The sequence below is a fragment of the Zoogloea sp. genome (genome assembly GCF_041914405.1).
GTDB lineage: Bacteria > Pseudomonadota > Gammaproteobacteria > Burkholderiales > Rhodocyclaceae > Zoogloea.
Genome location: NZ_JAYSDK010000034.1, coordinates 35920 through 57157, shown reverse-complemented (window position 1 = coordinate 57157; position 21238 = coordinate 35920). Strand labels below are relative to the sequence as shown.

The following is a 21238-nucleotide window of genomic DNA, read 5'->3' as shown; positions in this document are numbered from 1 at the left end:
GGAAACCCCAACATGAAGAAGACGCTGATAAGCCTCGTGGTGCTGGCTGCGACGGGGGTGATCGCGGGCGCCGCCGTGCTTTACGCCGGCGCCATCAACATCGCGGCCGATGAGCCACATCATCCGCTGACCTATCGCCTGCTGGAATTCGCCCGCGAGCGCTCCATCGCGGTACGCGCCAGCGAGCTCAAACCGCCCGGCGATCTGGCGGACCCGGAGCGGGTCCGGCGGGGCTCGGGCAATTACGACGCGATGTGCGTGGGATGCCACCTGTCCCCGGGCGTGGAAGACTCCGAGATCCGCAAGGGGCTTTATCCCGTGCCGCCCAGGCTGGCGGACAAGCCGGCCGCCGTGCTTGACCCGCAGTTCGCCCAGGCGCGCCAGTTCTGGATCATCAAGCACGGCATCAAGGCGTCCGGCATGCCGGCCTGGTCGAAGGGCGGAATGGAGGACGAAGCGATCTGGGATCTGGTCGCCTTTGTGCAGAAGCTGCCCGGGCTGACAGCCGCCGACTACCGGGCGCTGGTTGCCACCAGCGAGGGGCACAGCCATGGCGGGCTCGATGGGCATCACGACGGGCATGGGCATGATGAAGACGATCATGACCACGACGATGAAGATCACCACGACGATGAGCAGCCGGTGGTGCCGTCCGGCGAGCAGAAGGGGCATACCCATCCGCCCGGCTTCAAGCACCGGCACTGAGGATGAGTCAGGATTACCGAAATGTAATCCTGGGGACAGCTTCCCGTTGGGGAGCGTTCGTGACAATGAACCATCCCAATTCAAAGGATGGACCATGAAAAAGCAGGCACTGATCCTGGCTTCGGCGCTGGGCCTGATGGCAGGCTCGGCGCTGGCCGCGGCGCAGGTCGATGTGTACAAGAGCCCGTATTGCGGGTGTTGCGGCAAATGGGTCGAACACCTGCGGGCCCAGGGCTTCGACGTGAAGACACACGATGTGGCGGACGTTCCGGGGCAGCGCCGCAAACTCGGCATGCCCGAGGCCTACGGCTCCTGCCATACGGCCAAGGTCGGCAACTACCTCATCGAGGGGCATGTCCCGGCGGCCGATGTCCAGCGCCTGCTCAGGGAGAAGCCCAGGGCGATTGGTTTGGCGGTGCCTTCCATGCCGCCGGGCTCGCCGGGTATGGAAAGCGCCAGGCCAGTGCCGTACGAGACGCTGCTCGTCAACGCGGATGGATCGAGCCGCGTGTTTGCCCGTCACTGAGCGCATTGGAGGCCTGGCCGGACGCTTGACTGCGGCCAGGGGGGTGATTTCTTAAATATTCATTCAGCGTTTCTTAAAAGATTCGTAAGCACCTCCTTACCCGATTTTCAGGGCTGCAATGCAGACCTAGACTGACTCCATCGAACAACGACGGGAGACGTCATGGCAGCCCAAACCCCCGATCCGCGCCAGCTTCTCGAGCAGATGCTGCTGGTGCGGGCCTACGAAGAAGCGATTGTTGCCGGCAGCGAGGCTGGCAAGGTTCCTGGCACCTGTACCTCGGTTGGCCAGGAGGCCGCTGCGGTCGGTGTCGTGAATGCGCTGGCGCCGGAAGACCTGATCCTCACCAACCACCGTAGCTCGGGCCACCTGCTGGCCCGGGGCGCCGACCCTGGCCGCATGCTGGCCGAGGTGATGGGGCGCAGCGGCGGCTATTGCGGCGGCCACAGCGGCTCGCTGCATATCTCGGTGAAGGAACTGGGCGTGGTGCTCACTTCCACCATCGTCGGCGCGGAATTGTCCCTGGCGCCCGGCGTCGCGCTGTCCCAGAAGATGCTCGGCCGGCCCGGCATCGTGGCCTGCTTCTTCGGTGATGGCGCCGCCTGCGAGGGCAGCTTCCACGAATCCATCAACCTGGCGGCCCTGTGGAACCTGCCGGTGCTCTACATCTGCGAGAACAACCACTGGCAGGCCTTCGTGCACCGCCGCGAGGCGATGTGCCGCGACCATGTGTCGGAGTGGGGCGCGTCCTACGGCATTCCGTCCCGCACCGTCGATGGCAATGATGTGACGGCGGTGCTGGCCGCCGCGCAGGAAGCGGCGGCCCAGGTGCGCGAGAGCGGTCGGCCCTACCTGCTGGAAACCTACACTTACCGCACCCGTGGCCACTTCGAGCCGGACGATCAGGCCTACGTGGACCCGGCCGAGCGGGAAGCGTGGGTGGCCCGCGACCCGACCAAGCTGTGCCGCGAACGGCTGATTGCCGAAGGTAGCATCAGCGCTATCGAGGCCGACAGGCTGGCAGACAAGGTGGCGACCCGCATCGCCGCCGCCCAGGCTTTTGCCGACGCGTCGCCTTTTCCTTCGACCGACGCGCTGACCCGCTTCGTCTACGCCTGAGGAATGTCCATGACTACCCTGACTCTCTACGATGCCGTCGGTGCAGCCCTCACCGAGGAAATGCGCCGCGACCAGACCGTCATCGCCTTCGGCGAAGGCATCGCCACCAAGCGCCACGACCTGGTGCAGGAGTTCGGCGCCCTGCGGGTGCGCAACACGCCGCTGGCCGAAGGCATCATCGCCGGCACCGCGGTGGGGGCTGCTGGCACCGGCCTGCGCCCGGTCATCGACCTGCTGTTCGCGCCTTTCATGTGCTACGCGATGGACGAGATTGTGAATAGCGCCGGCAAGCTGCGCTTCATGTCCGGCGGACAGTTCTCCTTCCCCCTCGTTGCACTGGCGCAGACTGGCGCTGGCTGGGCCGTGGGCGCCCAGCATAACCACAACGTGGAAGCCTGGTTCGTGCACAGCCCCGGCCTTAAGGTGGTGATGCCGAGCAACCCGGCCGACGCCAAGGGTTTGCTGAAGGCGGCCATCCGTGACGACAACCCGGTGATGTTCTTCCTCGATATCGGCCTGCTCTACGTGCCCGGCGAGGTGCCGGCCGGTGACGTGATCGTTCCGCTCGGCAAGGCCGCGGTGGCCCGCGAGGGCACGGACGTGAGCCTGGTGTCCTACGGCAAGACGGTGCTCCACTGCCTGCAGGCCGCCGAGGCGCTGGCGGGGCAGGGCATCTCGGCGGAGGTCATCGACCTGCGCAGCCTCAAGCCGCTGGACGAAGAGGCGATCCTGGCCTCGGTCCGCAAGACTGGCCGGCTCGTCGTCGTGCATGAAGCCAACAAGCTGTGCGGCGTTGGTGCGGAGATTGCCGCGCTGGTTGCAGAGCGGGCGTTTGACGCGTTGAAGGCGCCGATCGTGCGCCTCGGCGGCCCCGACGCCCCGGTGGCGTCCAGCTACCCGCTCGAACAGGCCTTTGTGCCCCAGGCGGAGGCCATCGCCGCTGCGGCTGTCCGCCTGTGCGCGCGACAGCGGGCCTGATTTAAATCATCGATAAGGAGTAGAACCATGTTCCCCACCCCCAAGAAAGCCGCCTTCGGCATACTGGCCTGCAGCATTTTCGTTCCCGCCGCCTTTGCAGGCGGCAGTAACCCGGCGCTCATCAAGCGTGGTGCCGAACTGGTCGCCGTCGCTGGCTGTGGTGACTGCCACACCCCGTTCAAGATGGGCGCCCACGGCCCGGAAAAGGATGTCGCCCGCGGCCTGTCGGGCCACCCGGAGGACCTGGCCTTGCCGCCGCCGCCTCAGCTGGCGGCCGCGTGGAACTGGGCCGGCTCAGCCTCGATGACGGCCTTCGTCGGCCCGTGGGGCATCACTTATTCGCCCAACCTGACGCCTGACAAGGAGACCGGCCTGGGTGCCGTCTCCGAGAAGGCCTTCGTCAACAGCCTGCGCACCGGCCAGCATCTGGATGGCAAGCGCCCGATCCTGCCGCCGATGCCCTGGCAGGCCTTGAGCAAGCTGTCCGACAAGGACCTGAAGGCGATCTACGCCTACCTGCAGGCCCAGCCGGCGGTGCGCAACAAGGTACCGGCCTACCAGCCGCCAGCGGGGGCACTGACCAAGGCCGAATGAGTTGCGTACGCCTCCTCGAAGCGCTTGGCCGCCCCTAGCGGGCGGCTTTTTTTATCAGGTGGCGACGCAGACTGGGCCGACTTCCTCCTTGCGCGGCAGGTCGGCCCCGCGGCGTGAGCAGGTCAGCGCAGCGGCCCGCGCTGCGTAGCCGAGCATCGCAGCGATGTCGTCGGCACCGAGGGTTTCCAGCGCATCGGGCGACAGGCGACCGCCGTCGGCGAGCCAGGTCAGCATCGCGGCTTGGAAGGTGTCGCCGGCGCCGACGGTGTCCTGCAGGTCCACCGGCACGCCGGGCACCTGGACGCTGGCGCGGGCGGTCCAGGCGATGGCGCCGTCGGCACCGCGGGTCACCACTACCAGCCGGGCACCTCGGGCCAGCATGCGGCGGGCGAAATCCTCGGGCGGCAGATCGTCGTAGAGCAGGCGCACGTCCTCGTCGCTGATCTTGATCAGGTGGGCGAGGGTGGACAGGGTGTCCACGCGGGCGTGCCAGCGGGCCAGGGACGGCTCGACATTGAGGCGCACGTTGGGGTCGTAGGCGATCAGGCGCTGGCCGCATTCGCGCCGGACCAGGGTTTCCAGCGCGCCGGCGGTGGGCTCGACGACGGTCGCGTAGGAGCCCAGGTGGATCGCGCGGATCGCCGGATCGAGGACCGGCAGCGCGGCGATGTCGAGGCGCCGGTCGGCCGCGCCATCGCCGTAGAAAGCGTAGGCCGGCACGCCCTGGTCGTCGAGGCCGACCAGGCCGAGGGTGGTGGGCGCCGCCAGGCGCTGCACGGTGGAAGTCTCAACACCTTCCGAACGCAGCTTGGCGACGAGGCGCTCACCGAGCATGTCGCGGGAGATGCCGGCCAGGAAGGATACCGGCTGGCCGAGGCGGGCCAAGCCGATGGCCACGTTGAAGGGCGAGCCGCCGGGATGGGCTTCCAGCTTGAGCACATCGGAGCTGGCGGCAGCATTGCCGTTGATGAAGACGTCGAAGAGGGCTTCGCCGCAGACGAGGAACATGGTGGCACTCCGGACTGGGCGGCGCGGCCCTCGAAGGGTGCCGCGCCGGCATTGGACGGGACGGACGGTTCTCAGCGCGGGGACGACCAGCCCTTGTAGGCGGCGATGTTGGCGCGGGTGACCAGCGTGGACGGCATCAGCACCATCGGGCTGGCCGGGCGCTTGCCGTTGACGATGTCCTGGGCGATATCCACCGCCTTCTGGGCCATGGCCCACGGGTCCTGGCTGGCGGAGGCCTCCACCTGGGTGTTGCCCTTGAGGGCGCCCTCGATGTCGGGCGCGCCGTCCACCGAAGTGATCACCAAGTTGTTGCGCTTGAACTGGCGGGCCGCCAGGTCGGTGCCGATGGCCTGCGGGTCGTTGATGGTGAACACCGCGTCGATCTTCGGGAAGCGGGTCAGGTGGCCCTGCATCACGTTCATGCCGCCTTCGCGGGAGCCCTTGCCGTCCTGGTCGTCGGACAGCACTTTGATGCCGGCCGTCTTGGTCAGCACGCCCTTGCAGCCGTTCACCCGGTCCACCACGGCGGACACCTGCGGCCCGTTCTGGATGATCACGTTGCCCTTGCCGCCGAGCTTCTGGACGATGTATTCGCAGGCGATGCGGCCCGCCTGCACGTTGTCGGTCTGCACCGTGGCGTCGGCCCCGGCGGCAGCCACATCCACCGCCACCACCACGATGCCGGCCTTCTGGGCCTTCTTCACCGCCGGCTCGATGGCCTTCGGGTCGGCGGCATTGAGCAGGATCATGTCCACGCCGGCGGCGATGAAGTTGTCGATCTGCGTGAATTGCTTGTTGAGGTCGTAGTCGGCCGACAGAGTGGTGACCTTGGCATTGGGGTTGAGCTGCTTGGCGCGCGCTTCGGCGCCCTTCGCGATGGTCACGAAGAAGGGGTTGCCGAGGGAGCCGAGGGTGATCCCCACCGACTTGATCTCCTTGGCGGCGGCGCTGCCGGCGGCGAGGGCGAGGATCAGCGCGGTAGCGAGGGTCTTGGACTTGAACATGATGCGTGTCTCCGTGCCGGCTTTGTCGAAAATCCCCGCGCGGTGCCGGCATCCCGGCGGGGCGAAACGTGATGTGTATTTGGAGGGATCGTTGGGGTGAAGGCCGTCGCGAGCAGGCCCGAGGTCGCGACGAGGACCGGAGCTGTACTGGAGTACAGCGAGGACCGGAATCGCGAGATCGGGACGCGCAGTAGGCCTGCAGCCCGACGATCAAGTGCGGGCGCCGGACTGGCGATAGCGATCGAGGGCGACGGCGCCGATGATCACCAGGCCTTTCACGATGTACTGCCAGATGTCGGACACGCCGAGCAGCACCAGGCCGTTCGAGAGGACCGCGATGATCAGCGCGCCGATCAGCGTGCCGACGATGGAGCCGACGCCGCCGACGAAGCTGGTGCCGCCGAGGATCACCGCGGCGATGGCGTCGAGCTCGTAGGATTGGCCGAGCTGCAGGCCGTTGGCGGCGAACAGGCGGGCCGAGGTCATCACCGCGCCGAGGCCGGACAGCAGGCCGGACATGGCATACACGAAGAGCAGCACCTTCCACACCTTGATGCCGGACAGGCGCGCTGCTTCCGGATTGCCGCCGACCGAGTAGATCTGCACGCCCAGCACGGTGCGGCGCAGGATGAACCAGGACAGCAGCACCACCGCGGCGGCGATGATCACCAGCCAGGGCACACCGAGCACCGCGCCATTGCCGATGAAGGCGAAGGGCAGGTCGGGGTTGAAGATGGTCTTGTCGTCGCCGAGAAGGCGGGCCACGCCGCGCACCGCGGTCAGCGCGCCGAGGGTGACGATGAAGGGCGGCAGCCGCACGAAGGCGATCAGGCTGCCGTTCACCAGCCCGCAGGCGAGGCCGGCCAGCAGGCCCGCCGCCACGCCGAGCATGCCGGCGCCGGGGATGTTGGACGCAAGCATGGTGACCACCGCGGCGGCGGCGAGGATGGAGCCGACCGACAGGTCGATGCCGCCAGTTAGGATCACGAAGGTCATGCCGGCGGCGAGGACCACGTTGATGGACGCCTGCTGGGCCACGATGGAGGCGTTCTGCAGGCTGAAAAAGCCATCGGCCAGGGTGCCGAAGCCGATGCACAGCAGGATCAGCACGGGCAGCATGCCGACGCTGCGCATCAGCTGGCGCAGGCGTTCCGTGGCGGACGGGGCCGGGGTTTGCGGGAGGTTGGCGACGACGCCGCTGACTTGGGTGCTCATGGATGTCTCCTCGGTCGAGGTGGATCTGTTGTGGTGTTTTTTTGGGGCTCAGGCGGCGGCCAGCAGGGTCTGGCGGGCGCCGGTGGCGTATTCGATGATGGTGGCCTGCTCGATGGGCTCGCCGGAGTGGCCGCCCAGTTCGGCGACCAGCTCGCCTTCGCGCATCACCAGCACCCGGTCGGCGGTGCCGACGATCTCGGGCAGTTCGCTGGAGATGACGACGATGGCCACGCCGCTCTGGGCAAGCTCGTTGATGATCCGGTAGATCTCCGACTTGGCGCCGATGTCCACGCCGCGGGTCGGTTCGTCGAGGATCAGCACGCGGGGCTTGATCTCCAGCAGGCGCGACAGCAGCACCTTCTGCTGGTTGCCGCCGGACAGGGCGCCGACGTTGCGGCGTGCGTCGCCGACGCGGATGCCCAGCGAGGCGATGGCGGCGGCCGCGCGGGCCTTGCCGCGGGCCCGGTCGAGCAGGCCGCCGGGGTGGGCGTCGAGGCTGCAGGCGCACACGTTGATGTTGTCGCGCACGCTCATGTCGAGGAACAGGCCCTGGGCCTTGCGGTCCTCGGTGAGGTACACCAGGCCGGCGCGGATCGCGTCGAGGGGCGTACGGACGTCCACCGGCACGCCGTCGATGTGGATCTCGCCGCTGCTGCGCTGATCGGCGCCGAACACCATGCGAGCCAGCTCGGTGCGGCCGGCGCCGACCAGCCCGGCGATGCCGAGCACCTCGCCGGCATGCACGTCGAAGCTGCAGTCGCGCACGCGCTTGCCGTCGCCGATGTGGCGGGCCGCCAGCACCACGCGGCCGGGGTCGTAGGCAGCGTGTTCCTTGGTGTAGAAGCCGGACAGGTCGCGGCCGACCATCATCTGCACCAGGCTCTCGGCGGACAGGGCCGCGCGTTCCAGCGTGCCGACGTAAGTGCCGTCGCGCAGTACCGAGACCCGGTCGGACAGGTCGTAGATCTCCGACATGCGGTGGCTGATGTAGATGATCGCCAGGCCGTCGGCGCGCAGCTGGCGGATCAGCGCGAACAGGCGGTCGGTCTCCCGCGAGGACAGCGGCGTGGTCGGCTCGTCCATGACCAGGATGCGTGCCTCGGCGTGCAGGGCGCGGGCGATCTCCACAAGCTGGCGTTCGGCGATGGACAGGCTGGCCACTTCGGTGGCGGGCCCGAAGCTGGCGCCGAGGCGACGCAGGATGCCGGCGCAGGCGGCCTGCATCGCCTTGCGGTCCACCAGCCCGTGGCGGCGCAGCTCACGACCCAGGTAGATGTTCTCGGCAACGCTGAGATTGGGGCACAGGCTCAGCTCCTGGTAGATCACCGCGATGCCGAGGGCCTTGGCGGAGAGCGGGCCTTCGATGCTCACGGCCTTGCCATCGACCCGGATCTCGGCGCCCGCATCGGGCACGTAGGCACCGGACAGGATCTTCATCAGCGTGGACTTGCCGGCGCCGTTCTCGCCCATCAGCGAGTGGATCTCACCGGCGCGGATCGACAACTGCACGTCCTTGAGGGCCTTGACCCCGGGGAAGGTCTTCGAGATATGCCGCATCTCGAGGATGGGGCGGGCGTCATTGCTCATGGTGCATCTCCTCCGAACGGTGGGCGTCCCGGCGCAGGATTTCGGTGCGCGGGGAGAAGTTGAAGAACAGGGGCAGGCTGGCGGCGCCTATGGCGCCGGCGTCGGAGCCGAAACTGCCGCGCACCAGCTCGGGCACGCCGCGGGCTTCCGGCGCGTTGGCGGCGAGGGCGCGGCGCAGGCGCTGGATCAGCGCGTCCACCAGGCCGGCGTCGATGTCGGCATCCACCACGACGGCGGGCAGGTCGAGCAGGCACAGGCTGGCGCGCAGCACCGGCGCCAGCGCATCGACACAGTCGTCCAGCCATTCCTCGACGGCGGGGTGGCGCTGCCGCACGCACTCGGCCAGATCGTCGAGGGATTCGGCGGCGGCGCCCCAGTGGCGCAGGTGGCGGGCCAGCGCATGCAGCGAGGCGCGGGACAGCAGTAGGTCCCAGGCGCCGGCGGGACGCGGGCTGGAGGCCAGGCGACCGGCTGGCACGGGCATCACCGCGATGTCGCCTGCGTTGCCCTGGGTGCCGCGCAGGCAGTCGCCATCCAGCGCAATGCCGCAGCCGATGACCGGGCCGAGGAAGATGTACAAAAAGTCGTCGCGGTCCTGGCCGCAGCCATGGAACAGCTCGGCGATGGCGGCGGCGTTGCCGTCGTTTTCGCTGAAGACCGGCAGGCCGCTGGCTTCGCCGAGTTCGTAGGCGAAGTCGTAGTCGTCCCAGTCGTGGAAGTGGGCCTCGGCCATGTCCAGCTCGCGCAGCCAGGCGCCCAGGTTGTAGGGTTGGGCGACGCCGATGCCGGTGAGGCGGCGCCGTTCGCTGTCACCGAGGGTGGCGAGCACGGCGTCCACGTCGGCGGCGACGATGGCCAGCGCTTCCTGCGGCGGCGGCAGCACCCGGTGATGGACGCGGCGGGCCAGGATGTGGCCGCCGAAGTCGAGCAGGGCGGTCTCGATGCTGTCCCGGTCGAGGCGCACGCCGATGGCGAATGCGCCCTTCGGATTGAGGCGGATCAGGGAGGCAGGCTGGCCGCGCTGGCCTTCCGCCCGGCGGCCGGTGAATTCAATGAGGCCGGCTTCTTCAAGGGCCTGGATGATGGTGCCGACTGCTGTGTTGGTGAGGCCGGTGGCGCGGGCCAGGTCGGCCTTGGAGGCCTGGCCGCCGCGGCGCAGGGCCTGCAGCAGCAGGCGTTCGTTGTAGCGCCGCAGGCGGATCGAGTTGCGGCCGCGGCCGGCGCGGGGGTTGTGCATGGTGGTCTCCTCGTCCCGCTGTTTGTTAAATCAGGCTGGTTTAATTAATCGGCCGGAGGTGGCGTGAGGCCCCGTGGGCTTCAAGGCCGCGCAGCCCCCGTTGGGCTGCGCGGCGGTTGGATCAGGGCGCCGTGGCGACGTAGCCCGGCGCGTCGCGCTCCAGCGCACGGGCCGCACCGGCGAGGCCGGGGTAAGGCGCGCGGATCACATAGGTGGGGATGCGCGCCAGGTAGTCGCTGAAGCGCCCCTTCTGCTCGAAGCGGGCACGGAAGGGCGAATTGGCGAAGTAGCTGCCGAGCTTGGGGACGATGCCGCCGCCGATGTACACCCCGCCGCGGGCGCCGAGCACCAGGGCCAGGTTGGCGGCGACGGTGCCGAGCATGGCGCAGAAGATTTCCAGGCTCTCGGCGCAGTAGGCGCAGCTGCCGTCGAGGCCGCGGGTGCTGATGGCGGCGGCGCTGAGCGCTTCGGTTGCCACGCCGTGGCGGCGCGTCACCGCCTCGTAGAGTGCTTCGAGGCCGGGGCCGGACAGCACGCGCTCGGCCGACACATGCGGGAAACGCTGCCCGAGCAGGGCCACGATCTCGGCCTCGCGGCTGTCGCTGGCGGCCAGCGTGACGTGGCCGCCCTCGCCGTTGAGGGGGATGAAATCGTCGCCACAGGGCACCAGTCCGGAGATACCCAGGCCGGTGCCGGCACCGATCAAGGCGCGCGGGGCGTGGAGGTCCGGTGTGCCGTCGCCGATCTGCTCCAGCTCGTCCGCCGCCAGCGTCGGCAGGGCCAGGGCCAGCACGGTGAAGTCGTTGAGCACGCGCAGCTGCAGCAAGTCGAGGGCGGCGCGCAGGGCTGCGATGGAGAAGGACCAATGGTGGTTGGTCATGCGCACCTCGTCACCGGTCACCGGGTTGGCGATGCCGATGGCGGCGCGCCGCAGGCGGGCCACGCCGACCTGCGCCATGTAGTGGCGGATCGCGGCGGCGGGCGTGTCGTAATCTGCGCAGGGCAGGGTCAGCACGTCGCTGAACGGGGCGCCGGGGGTGCGCACCAGCGCGAAGCGGGCGTTGGTGCCGCCGATGTCGCCGATCAGGTCGGGAGCGGGAGTCGTCATGGTGTCGGGCTCCGGGGCTTACAGTTCTTCGTGCCAGTTGAAGCCGTCGCGGCCGAGCAGGGCGCTCGCTGCGGCCGGGCCCCAGGTGCCGGCGGTGTAGGGTTTGGGCGCTTCGCCGCCGTCGCGCCAGGCGTCCATGATCGGTTCGACCCACGACCAAGCGGCTTCCTGCTCGTCGCGGCGCACGAACAGGGTCAGGTTGCCGCGCATCACGTCCATCAGCAGGCGCTCGTAGGCTTCCAGCCGGCGGGTGCGGAAGGTCTCGGCGAAATCCAGGTTGAGGTGCACCGGACGCAGCTGGATCACGTCGCCGGGCTGCTTGGCGAAGAGGTGCAGTTGCACGGTCTCCTCGGGCTGCATCTGGATCACCATCCGGTTGGTGTGGGCGGTGTCGGCCGGGGCGCCGAAGATCGAGTGGGGGACGGCGCGGAAGTTGATGACGATCTCGGCCACCTTCTCCTGCATGCGCTTGCCGGTACGCAGGTAGAAGGGCACGCCGGCCCAGCGCCAGGTGTCCACCTCGGCCTTGATGGCGACGAAGGTTTCGGTACGGCTGTCCGGCGGAATGCCCTGTTCCTGCAGGTAGCCGGGCACCGGCTGGCCGCCGCTTGCGCCGGCGCGGTACTGGCCGCGCACGGTGCGGGTGGACACGGCCGGGCCGCTGATCGGGCGCAGCGCGCGCAGGATCTTCAGTTTCTCGTCGCGCACCGCGTCGGCGGCGATGGAGGCGGGCGGTTCCATGGCGACGATGCACAAGAGCTGCAGCAGGTGGTTCTGCACCATGTCGCGCATCGCGCCGGCCTTGTCGTAGAAGTCGCCGCGGGATTCCACGCCAAGCTGCTCGGCGACGGTGATCTGCACGTCGCGCACCCATTCGCGCCGCCACAGGGGCTCGAACAGCGCGTTGCCGAAGCGCAGGGCCAGCAGGTTCTGCACCGGCTCCTTACCCAGGTAGTGGTCGATGCGGTAGATCTGGTCTTCACCGAAATAGCGGCCCACCTCGTCGTTGATCTGGCGGGACGAGGCGAGGTCGTGGCCGAGGGGCTTCTCCAGCACCACCCGGCTGCGGCCGTGGATCAGCCCGGCACCGGCCAGGTTGCGGCAGGTGGCGGCAAACAGGCTCGGTGAGGTGGATAGGTAGTACACCCGCTCGCGGGATGCCGCTTCGCCGAGGCGCTCGGCAAGAGCGGCGTAGCTGGCCGGCTCGAGGGCGTCGATGGCCAGGTAATCGATCCGCTCGCAGAAGCGGGCCCATTCCGCCGTGTCGAAATCTGCGCCTAGATACTGCTCGCAGTTGCGCGTGGCGATCTCCACGTAAGCCGGCGTGTCGAGCGTTTCCCGCGCCACCGCGACGAGCCGCGCGCCGACGGGCAGCAGGCCGTCCTTCTGCAGGTGATAGAGCGCCGGCAGCAGCTTGCGCATCACCAGGTCGCCGGTGCCGCCAAACAGCACCAGGTCGAGTTCCTTGATATCCCGCATCTCCGTTCCTTCATGTGCGTGCGATGCATGAGAGCGTCGCGTTGTTTTATCTAGTATGTAGTAAAAGTACGGAAAAGCAAGAATATTTTATTTGTAGATAAATTAGTGAGTTCATTTTTGTAGTCGCGAACAGGCTTTGCGGTGAGATCTTTTCTGCTGCGCATCTGTGTAAGGGCGCTTTAATACTGGGGATTCAATATGTAATGGCGGGTTGTGCAAAGATTTTGTTTAATCTCGCTTGTGTTTTGTTTGTAGCTTAACTACACTCGAATCCAGTTAAACAAAACTACATTCACTTCACGGGTGATCGGAAAAGAGGGGTTCCGGCCGTTGGCCTGAAGTTGGGGCAGCCCGCGGTGGATGTAATGGTCGGCTTTGAAAACCAAGTGAGAAAACTGGAGGAGACATGAAGCAGAAAATGATCAACCCGTCCCTGCTGGCAGCCAGCGTGCTGGCGGCCCTCAGCGGCAGCGCGATGGCGGACGGTTCGGTACCGATCGATTTCAACGGCTACTTCCGCGCCGGCACGGGTGGAACGTCGAAGGGCGGGCAGCAGACCTGCTTCAAGCTGGCCGGTGCCGCATCCAAGTACCGTCTCGGCAACGAATGCGAGACCTACGGCGAGCTGGCGCTGGGTGCCCAGCTCTACAAGATGCCGAACAGCGAGACGACCTTCCGCGTGCATACCCGCCTGGCGATCAATGCGCCGCAGGACCTGGACTCAGGCAGCACGACCACCAGCTGGGCGGAAGCCTGGGCCGAGGCCGACAAGATCGGCAGCGGTGCCTTCGCCAACGCCCGCCTGTGGGCCGGCAAGCGCTTCTACCAGCGTAACGATGTACACATCACCGACTTCTATTTCTGGAACAACAGCGGCAACGGCGGCGGCATCGAGAACGTCGATGTGGGCGTCGGCAAGCTGAGCTACGCTTACCGGCGCAATAGCGGCGCGGTGAAGACCGGCTCGAAGACCGAGTTCTACCTCGACCCGAACGACGGTCTCACCAAGACCCGCCTGGTTGACGTGAACAGCACCTCGGCGATCAGCGGCCACGACTTCCGCCTCGGCGGCATCCCGGTCAATCCGGGCGGTGAGCTGACCATCGGCGTCGACTTCCGCTTCGCCGACAACTCCGACGCTGCCAAGGCCGCCGGCATCAGCAACGCCAACGGCCAGCTCTACAACCTGATGCACACCCAGAACAACGTGCTCGGCGGCTTCAACCGGATCGCGCTGCAGTACGGCCGTGGCGTGGTTGCCAACCTGTCGCCGGGCGCGCCGGCCTTCGGCGCGAGCAGCAGCGACAAGGCCTGGCGCGTCGTCGAGCAGCTGATGGTGCAGCCGGAAGGCACCAACTGGACCGGCATGGGCACCTTTGTCTACGAAGACCAGATCGGCAAGCAGAAGTGGATTTCCTACGGCGCCCGTCCCCAGTACCACTTCAACGACAAGTGGAGCCTGGCGGTGGATTTCGGCCACGACGAAGTGAAGCCGGACGGCGGCGACCGCCGCACGCTGAACAAGATCACCATCGCACCGCAGATCTCGGCGGGGCGCCAGTTTTTCTCCCGCCCTGCGTTGCGGGCTTTTTACACCTACGCCAAGTGGAACGACGCCGCCCAGGCCGCTGCGCCGGCCGGGGATACGCTGTCGGCGACGGGTGTGTTCGGTTCTTCCACCAACGGCAGCACCTTCGGCATCCAGGCCGAAGCCTGGTGGTGATCGGGTCCGGCTCGCCGGGGGTGGCGCGGAGGGTGTCTTCCCCTCTCCCTAGTGCGCCCTCCGTGTTATCCCCGGCAGATCCGGACACCGTTTTGTGATGTGATCGCGAAAATCCCGGCAGGCTCAGCGACCGCTTGTCGCCACGGCCCGCCGGGCCATACTCAAGAATGAATCTGCTTCCTCAGGAGGAAGAGCGATGAAGACCCTGATCAAGACCCTGCACGCCGCGCTGATGACCACCTCCCTGCTGGCCGCGGCCGGCGCCCAGGCCGCCGATGTGGAAGTGCTGCACTGGTGGACCGCCGGCGGCGAGGCCCGCTCGGTGGCCGAACTGAAGAAGATGCTCGAGGCCAAGGGCCACAAGTGGAAGGACTTCGCGGTGGCCGGCGGCGGTGGCGAGAACGCGATGACCGTGCTGAAGTCCCGCGTGGTTTCCGGCAACCCGCCGACCGCGGCGCAGATCAAGGGGCCGAGCATCCAGGAGTGGGGCGCAGAAGGCGTGCTGGCCAACATGAACGATGTGGCCAAGGCCGGTAACTGGGATGGCCTGCTGCCGCCCGTCGTGGCCAACGTGATGAAGTACAAGGGCAATTACGTGGCGGTGCCGGTGAATGTACACCGCGTGAACTGGATGTGGGCCAACCCGGAAGTCTTCAAGAAGGCCGGGGTGGCGATTCCCAAGACTTGGGACGAATTTCCTGCTGCCGCCGAAAAGCTGCAGAAGGCCGGCTTCATCCCGGTGGCCCACGGCGGCCAGCCCTGGCAGGACTTCACGGTGTTCGAATCGGTGGTGATGGGCGTTGGCGGTCCGGCCTTCTACAAGAAGGCGCTGGTGGACCTGGACCAGGCCTCGCTGAAGGGCCCGACGATGATCAAGGCGCTGGAAACCCTGCAGATGGTGCGCAAGTACATCGACAAGGACGCCGCCAACCGGGACTGGAACCTGGCCACCGCGATGGTCATCAACGGCAAGGCGGCGATGCAGTTCATGGGTGACTGGGCCAAGGGCGAGTTCAGCGCCGCCGGCAAGAAGCCCGGCAAGGACTACGTGTGCCTGCCGGCGCCGGGCTCCGCCAACGCCTTCACCTTCAACATCGACAGTCTGGTGATGTTCACGCAGAAGTCGGCCGACGCGAAGAAGGGCCAGCAGGACCTCGCCACCGCGGTGATGAGCCCCGAGTTCCAGGAAGTCTTCAACCTCAACAAGGGTTCGATCCCGGCCCGCCAGGGCATGGACCTCGCCAAGTTCGACGACTGTGCCAAGCAGTCCGCCGCCGACTTCACCGCCAGCGCCAAGAGCGGCGGGCTGGTGCCCAGCATCGCCCACCAGATGGCGGTGCCGGCAGCGACCGCCGGGGCGATCCAGGACGTGGTGACCCAGTTCTTCAACAGCCACACGATGACGCCCAAGGCCGCCGCCGACAAGCTGGCCCTGGCCGCGAAGGTCCGGTAACAGCGCAGCAAGAACGGCCCGGCCACGAACGAGCCGGGCCCGTGATAACAGATCCCGCCGCGGCAGCGCCGCGGACGGGGTGGAGGACGACAAATGAACGCGACGGTGCTTTCTTCAACCACCGCTCCGGCGGCCCGGCCTGCCCGGCGCTGCCGATGGTGCGACACCCTGGATGCGTGGCTGCCGAAGCTGGTGGTGGCGCCTACCTTCGTGTGCTCCCTGGTCTTCGTGTATGGCTACATCCTGTGGACCGCGGTGCTCTCCCTGACCCCCTCGCGCCTGCTGCCGAACTACGAGTTTGCCGGCCTGGCCCAGTACGAGGCCCTGTTCGACAACGAGCGTTGGTGGCAGGCCCTGTCCAACCTGGCCGTGTTCGGCGGCGGCTTCATCGTCATCTGCCTGGCCGTCGGCCTGCTGCTGGCAGTGCTGCTGGACCAGAAGATCCGCGCCGAGGGCTTCATCCGCTCGATTTACCTGTACCCGATGGCGCTGTCCTTCATCGTTACTGGTACGGCCTGGAAGTGGATCCTCAACCCGGAGTTCGGCATCGAGAAGCTGGTGCACGACTGGGGCTTCACGAACTTCACCTTCGACTGGCTGATCGATCCGGAATGGTCCATCTACACCGTGATCGTCGCCGCCGTGTGGCAGTCGTCGGGCTTCGTGATGGCGCTGTTCCTGGCCGGCCTGCGCGGCATCGACGACTCGATCATCAAGGCGGCCCAGGTGGACGGCGCCTCGATGCCGACGATCTACCGCCGCATCATCATCCCGAGCCTGCGCCCGGTGTTCTTCTCCAGCTTCATGATCCTGGCCCATATCGCGGTTAAGAGCTTCGACCTGGTGATGGCCCTGACCAACGGCGGCCCGGGCTTCTCCAGCGACCTGCCGGCGACCTTCATGTACTCCTTCGCCTTCACGCGCAACCAGATCGGCCTCGGTGCCGCCAGCGCGATGATGATGCTGATGATCGTGGTGGCCGTCATCGTTCCCTTCATGTATTCGGAAATGCGGAGGTCCCGCCATGGCTGACATGTCTGTTGCTCACACCGCGGGCGCCTCTAAGCTTGGCCGCTTCATCATCTACGGGCTGCTGGCGCTGGTGTGCCTGTACTACCTGATGCCGCTGTTCGTGATGTTGTCCACCTCGCTGAAGAGCCTCGACGAGATTCGCGCCGGCAACCTGCTGTCGCTGCCCGGCGAGTTCCGCTCCGACGCCTGGGTGAAGGCCTGGGATTCGGCCTGCACCGGCGTGCAATGCGAAGGCCTCAAGGGCTTTTTCTGGAACTCGGTGTCCTTCGTTGTGCCGGCGGTGGTGATCTCGACGATGATCGGCGCCTTCAACGGCTACGCGCTGACCATGTACCGCTTCCGCGGCAGCGACCTGGTGTTCGGCATGCTGATGATCGGCTGCTTCATCCCCTTCCAGGTGGTGCTGCTGCCGATGGCCCAGACCCTCGGCGCGCTGGGCATTGCCAACTCGACCCTTGGCCTGGTCTTCGTGCATGTGGTGTATGGCGCGGCCTTCACGACGCTGTTCTTCCGCAACTACTACGTGACGATCCCGGATGAGCTGGTGAAGGCGGCCAAGATCGACGGCGCCGGTTTTCTGCGCATCTTCTTCAGCATCATCCTGCCGCTGTCGGTGCCGATCATCGTGGTCAGCGTGATCTGGCAATTCACCCAGGTGTGGAACGACTTCCTGTTCGGCGTGGTGTTCTCGTCCGGCGACCGCCAGCCGATCACCGTGGCGCTGAACAACCTGGTGAATACCTCCACCGGGGTCAAGGAATACAACGTGGACATGGCCGCCGCCATCATCGCGGCGCTGCCGACCCTGCTGGTGTACATCGTTGCCGGCAAGTACTTCGTGCGTGGCCTGACCGCCGGTGCGGTCAAGGGCTGACAAGACAAATACAGGAGTGAGACGAAAATGGGCGCTTTATCCATCCGCAACGTGCGCAAGTCCTATCACGGCAACGAGATCCTGAAGGGCATCGACCTCGAGATCGACAAGGGCGAGTTCCTGATCCTGGTCGGCCCGTCCGGCTGCGGCAAGTCGACGCTGTTGTCGATGATCGCCGGCCTGGACAGCGTGACCTCCGGCGAGATCCGCATCGGCGACCGGGTCGTCAACGACCTCAGCCCGAAGGACCGGGACATCGCGATGGTTTTCCAGTCCTACGCGCTGTATCCCAACATGACGGTGCGCGAGAACATCTCCTTCGGTCTGCAGATCCGCAAGGTGCCGGCCGCCGAACAGGCGCGCATCGTCGAGCGCGTCGCCAACACGCTGCAGATCGGCCATCTGCTCGACCGCAAGCCGTCCCAGCTGTCCGGCGGCCAGCGTCAGCGGGTGGCGATGGGCCGGGCGATCTCCCGCGAGCCGTCCCTGTTCCTGTTCGACGAGCCGCTGTCGAACCTGGACGCCAAGCTGCGCGTCGAGATGCGCACGGAGATCAAGCTGCTGCACCAGCGCATGGGCACCAGCATCGTCTATGTGACCCACGACCAGATCGAAGCGATGACCCTCGGCGACAAGATTGCCGTGATGAAGGCCGGCGAGGTGCAGCAGTTCGGCACGCCGCAGGAGATTTACGACAACCCGGCGAATCTCTTCGTGGCTGGCTTCATGGGCTCGCCGTCGATGAACTTCATTCCGGCAAAGGTGGAGGCGGTTGGTGGCGGCTACGGCGTGAAGCTGGAAAGCGGCCAGCGCACCCACGTCTTCCCGGTGCCGGGGGGCGACGGCAAGCTGAAGGCCTGGGAGGGCAGGGAAGTGCTGTTCGGCATCCGCCCGGAGCAGATCACCCACAAGAGCGAATCCCGCCTCGGCCTGCCGCAATTCCAGACCGCCGAGATGCCGATCCGCCTGACCGAGCCGACCGGCCCGGACACCATGGTGCTGGTGCCGATCAACGGCAAAGACGTGGTGTGCCGCGTTCATCCGGCCCATGCGGGCCAGCCGGGCGAGTCGATGGAGCTGATGTTCGACCTGTCCAAGTCGGTGTTCTTCGACCCGGCCAGCGAGCAGCGCATCGCCTGAGCCCCCGCCGGCCTTGCTTGGACTCAGGCAGGCGGCGGGGAATATCTCAAGCCCAGTTCGGCACTCAGCGCCTCGACCACCAGTTCGTGGTCGAGGCGCTGGGCCAGGCCCGATACCGCCACGAAACCAATGATGCCGGCGCCTTCCACGCAGAGTGGAAAGGCGCCGCCGTGGCTTGCATAGTCGGCCGCCGGCAGGCCGTAGCGGCTCGTCAGATCGCCCCCCTTCTGCTGCAAGCTCAGGCCGATGGCGTAGGAGCTGCGCAGGAAGCGCGTCACCACGTTGCCCTTGCGGCGGATCCAGTCGGCGTTGTCCGGTGTAGTGCCGGACTGCGCGGCGTGAAACAGCAGTTGTCCGCAACGGCGGATCTCGATGGCGATGGCCAGCCCGCGCTCCACAGCCATGTCGCGCAGGCGGGTACCAAGGCGCCACGCAATGTCTTCGTCGAAGCGGGTCAGGCGAAGGGCCGCTTCCTGGGCGGCAACGCGGGCAAGCTCTTCGTTCAGTTCCATGAGGCACGCTCCTGTTCAGTCAGTTCCAGGCCGGTGCGCTGGCCGCTTGAGGCGCTGCGCCGGGCGGCGTCGATGACGGCCATCACGGCCAGGGCTTCGTGGGCTGGCACCGGGTTGGGGGTGCCCTCCCGCAGTGCCGCGTGGATGGCGGTGTAGTAGGCCGGGTAATCGCCGCGCGGCAGCGGTGGCGTGCTGATCGAGCCGTCGGCGGCATATACCGTGGGCGCTTGTGGGTCGAGCCCCCAGTCGGGCGCGCCGGGGCGCAGGCCGGCCTTGAGCTGGTCTTCCTGGCAGTCCAGCCCGTATTTGACCCAGCTGCCCGCCGTGCCATGGGCGGCGAAGCGCGGCATGCCGCCAGCCACCAGCATCGAGGCGCGTAGCGTGACCTGCAGCTGGCCGTAGTCCAGGTCCACCTGCGCCCAGTCGTCCGTCTCGGCGCCGTCCCGCTGGATGGCGAAGCGCGCCGACACGCTGTCCGGCAGACCGAAGAGCTGCAGGGTCTGATCGACGAGGTGCGGACCCAGGTCGTACCACACGCCGCCGCCGGCCACAGCCTGCTCGCGCCAGCGGGCGCGCACTTCCGGGCGGAAGCGCTCGAAGCGGGATTCGAGCTGGGTCGGCCGGCCGAGACGGCCATCGGCGAGCAGTGCGCGCAGGGCCAGGAAGTCCGCGTCCCAGCGGCGGTTATGGAAGACGGACAGCAGCCGGCCATGCTGTTCAGCGAGGCGGATCAGCTCGCGGGCTTCGGCCAGCTCGACGGTGAAGGGCTTGTCCACGACCACATGCTTGCCGGCGGTGAGCGCCGCGGCAGCAAGCGGTGCGTGGGTGTCGTTGGGGCTGGCGATGACCACCAGCTCGATGTCCGGAGCGTGGATGGCGGCCAGTGGATCGGCCACGACGCGGGTGTCCGGCCAGTCGGCAGCGACGGCCTGGCCCTGGCTGGAGGCGATGCAGGCGAGGCGCAGGCCGGGCGTGGTGGCGATCAGCGGGGCGTGGAAGGTTTTGCCGGCATTGCCGTAGCCGATCAGTGCGACCGGAACGGCTTGGGCGGGTGTCGTCATTGGTTCGGCTCTCCGGTGGTGTCGAGGGCGGTCTGCGTGAGGCCGGCGGGTAAGCTGGCAGATGAGTCGGCTTTGAAGGGCTGGTCGCAGAACAGCCGCGTGAAATCGTCCAGCGGGGCGACCGCATGCGGTGCGAGGGTGTCGAACTTGAGGTGGTCGGTGGCCAGCCAGTGGGCGTCGCTGCAGGCCAGCATGGCGCGCTTGACCTCGGCGTCGCCGGCTTCGGTGGCGGTCAGCCCGTGGCGCGGGTGCAGCGCGCAGGCGCCGAGGATGGCCAGGTCGACGCGGTAGCGGCGCACGGTGTCTACCGTGGCCGGTCCGCGGAACAGGCGCTGGCGCGCGTCCCATTCGCCGCCGGCCAGCACCAGCGTGATCTCGGGTCGGGTGCTGAGCGCCTGCGCCACATCCAGCGAATGGGTAACGACCCGGTGCGGCCCGCGCAGCGCCCGCGCGACGGCCAGCAGCGTGGAGCCGGCATCGAGCATCAGGGATGCGCCGGGCGGAATCGCCTCGGCGACGGCGCGGCCGAGGGCCTCCTTCACTTCCGGCAGTACCGCATCGCGGGCTGTGCGGGGCAAGGCGTGCATGTCTGCCAGCACCGCGCCGCCGTGGCTGCGGATCAGCAGACCCTGGGCTTCCAGATGTTTCAGATCGCGGCGGATGGTGTCGTCGGATACACCGAGCGCGGCAGCGAGTTCGAGGATGCCGGCCTGGCCGTTGTTGCCCAGGTGCTGGAGGAGGGCGCGGTGACGGGTGGCAGGCAACATGAGAGTCGAAAAATAGCTGAGATGACCGCAATTTTATGTGCGTGTTTGCGCGGAAGTATACGGTTTTGTGAAAAACGTGCCGCAACAATCCGCCCGGACGGTATTGGCGCCTGCTT

General features: G+C 67.2%; 20 protein-coding genes. 10 read left to right on the top strand and 10 right to left on the bottom strand.

All coding sequences use genetic code 11. From position 1 onward, the window contains the following. Positions 1 to 12: 12 nt before the first annotated feature. The 5 genes from ACE3RX_RS18540 (at position 13) to ACE3RX_RS18520 (ending at position 3922) form a co-directional block, all read left to right on the top strand. Positions 13 to 705, top strand: coding sequence for a cytochrome c (locus ACE3RX_RS18540; protein WP_374486445.1), 693 nt, complete (start codon positions 13 to 15; stop codon positions 703 to 705). A gap of 94 nt (positions 706 to 799) precedes the next feature. Beyond that, a complete protein-coding gene (locus ACE3RX_RS18535; protein ID WP_374486444.1) occupies positions 800 to 1231 on the top strand; it encodes a DUF411 domain-containing protein in 432 nt (143 codons plus the stop codon). Between the two features lie 162 nt (positions 1232 to 1393). Beyond that, on the top strand, positions 1394 to 2350 hold the full coding sequence (locus ACE3RX_RS18530) for a thiamine pyrophosphate-dependent dehydrogenase E1 component subunit alpha (protein ID WP_374486443.1): 957 nt from the start codon (positions 1394 to 1396) through the stop codon (positions 2348 to 2350). 9 nt (positions 2351 to 2359) lie between these two features. Then, the gene (locus tag ACE3RX_RS18525; protein WP_374486442.1) at positions 2360 to 3328 is read left to right on the top strand and encodes an alpha-ketoacid dehydrogenase subunit beta; all 969 of its coding nucleotides are present in this window, start codon (positions 2360 to 2362) and stop codon (positions 3326 to 3328) included. 27 nt (positions 3329 to 3355) lie between these two features. Then, entirely contained in the window at positions 3356 to 3922 is a 567-nt protein-coding gene (locus ACE3RX_RS18520) for a c-type cytochrome (RefSeq protein ID WP_374486441.1), read from the top strand. A gap of 54 nt (positions 3923 to 3976) precedes the next feature. Here ACE3RX_RS18520 and ACE3RX_RS18515 read toward each other — a convergent pair whose 3' ends face one another. From ACE3RX_RS18515 to zwf, 7 genes are all read right to left on the bottom strand, one after another. Then, positions 3977 to 4930 carry a carbohydrate kinase gene (locus ACE3RX_RS18515; RefSeq protein ID WP_374486440.1) on the bottom strand — a complete coding sequence of 318 codons (954 nt, stop codon included), beginning with the start codon at positions 4928 to 4930 and terminating at the stop codon, positions 3977 to 3979. Between the two features lie 71 nt (positions 4931 to 5001). Then, complete coding sequence (locus tag ACE3RX_RS18510; protein WP_374486439.1) at positions 5002 to 5934, bottom strand: ABC transporter substrate-binding protein; 933 nt, start codon at positions 5932 to 5934, stop codon at positions 5002 to 5004. A 210-nt stretch (positions 5935 to 6144) separates the two neighbouring features. Continuing rightward, positions 6145 to 7149, bottom strand: a complete 1005-nt coding sequence (locus ACE3RX_RS18505; RefSeq protein ID WP_374486438.1) for a ribose ABC transporter permease — start codon at positions 7147 to 7149, stop codon at positions 6145 to 6147. Positions 7150 to 7197: 48 nt separating this feature from the next. Continuing rightward, on the bottom strand, positions 7198 to 8736 hold the full coding sequence (locus ACE3RX_RS18500; protein ID WP_374486437.1) for a sugar ABC transporter ATP-binding protein: 1539 nt from the start codon (positions 8734 to 8736) through the stop codon (positions 7198 to 7200). Further along, positions 8726 to 9973 carry an ROK family transcriptional regulator gene (locus ACE3RX_RS18495; RefSeq protein ID WP_374486436.1) on the bottom strand — a complete coding sequence of 416 codons (1248 nt, stop codon included), beginning with the start codon at positions 9971 to 9973 and terminating at the stop codon, positions 8726 to 8728. Before ACE3RX_RS18495 ends, ACE3RX_RS18500 begins: the two co-directional genes overlap by 11 nt. Before the next feature lie 121 nt (positions 9974 to 10094). Continuing rightward, positions 10095 to 11081 carry a glucokinase gene (locus ACE3RX_RS18490; RefSeq protein ID WP_374486435.1) on the bottom strand — a complete coding sequence of 329 codons (987 nt, stop codon included), beginning with the start codon at positions 11079 to 11081 and terminating at the stop codon, positions 10095 to 10097. A gap of 18 nt (positions 11082 to 11099) precedes the next feature. After that, complete coding sequence (gene zwf / locus ACE3RX_RS18485) at positions 11100 to 12560, bottom strand: glucose-6-phosphate dehydrogenase (RefSeq protein WP_374486434.1); 1461 nt, start codon at positions 12558 to 12560, stop codon at positions 11100 to 11102. Between the two features lie 406 nt (positions 12561 to 12966). On the opposite strand from zwf, the gene ACE3RX_RS18480 reads away from it, so the two are divergent. The 5 genes from ACE3RX_RS18480 to ACE3RX_RS18460 all read left to right on the top strand — a co-directional run bounded on the left by ACE3RX_RS18480 (position 12967) and on the right by ACE3RX_RS18460 (position 18782). Continuing rightward, complete coding sequence (locus ACE3RX_RS18480) at positions 12967 to 14283, top strand: maltoporin (RefSeq protein ID WP_374486433.1); 1317 nt, start codon at positions 12967 to 12969, stop codon at positions 14281 to 14283. Positions 14284 to 14479: 196 nt separating this feature from the next. Next, complete coding sequence (locus ACE3RX_RS18475) at positions 14480 to 15736, top strand: ABC transporter substrate-binding protein (protein WP_374486432.1); 1257 nt, start codon at positions 14480 to 14482, stop codon at positions 15734 to 15736. A gap of 93 nt (positions 15737 to 15829) precedes the next feature. Then, a complete protein-coding gene (locus ACE3RX_RS18470) occupies positions 15830 to 16768 on the top strand; it encodes a carbohydrate ABC transporter permease (RefSeq protein ID WP_374486431.1) in 939 nt (312 codons plus the stop codon). Between the two features lies 1 nt (position 16769). Next, a complete protein-coding gene (locus tag ACE3RX_RS18465; protein WP_374486452.1) occupies positions 16770 to 17642 on the top strand; it encodes a carbohydrate ABC transporter permease in 873 nt (290 codons plus the stop codon). Positions 17643 to 17669: 27 nt separating this feature from the next. Continuing rightward, positions 17670 to 18782 carry an ABC transporter ATP-binding protein gene (locus tag ACE3RX_RS18460; RefSeq protein WP_374486430.1) on the top strand — a complete coding sequence of 371 codons (1113 nt, stop codon included), beginning with the start codon at positions 17670 to 17672 and terminating at the stop codon, positions 18780 to 18782. A gap of 23 nt (positions 18783 to 18805) precedes the next feature. Here the strand turns inward: ACE3RX_RS18460 and ACE3RX_RS18455 are convergent, their stop codons facing one another. Genes ACE3RX_RS18455 through ACE3RX_RS18445 form a run of 3 tightly spaced genes read right to left on the bottom strand, consistent with a single transcriptional unit; the run spans position 18806 to position 21122 of the window. Continuing rightward, positions 18806 to 19294, bottom strand: a complete 489-nt coding sequence (locus tag ACE3RX_RS18455; protein WP_374486429.1) for a heme-degrading domain-containing protein — start codon at positions 19292 to 19294, stop codon at positions 18806 to 18808. After that, positions 19285 to 20355 carry an oxidoreductase gene (locus ACE3RX_RS18450; RefSeq protein ID WP_374486428.1) on the bottom strand — a complete coding sequence of 357 codons (1071 nt, stop codon included), beginning with the start codon at positions 20353 to 20355 and terminating at the stop codon, positions 19285 to 19287. The genes ACE3RX_RS18455 and ACE3RX_RS18450 overlap by 10 nt, the downstream gene beginning before the upstream one ends. Next, positions 20352 to 21122: a DeoR/GlpR family DNA-binding transcription regulator gene (locus ACE3RX_RS18445; protein WP_374486427.1), complete on the bottom strand. Its 771-nt coding sequence runs from the start codon at positions 21120 to 21122 to the stop codon at positions 20352 to 20354. Before ACE3RX_RS18445 ends, ACE3RX_RS18450 begins: the two co-directional genes overlap by 4 nt. Positions 21123 to 21238 lie beyond the last annotated feature (116 nt).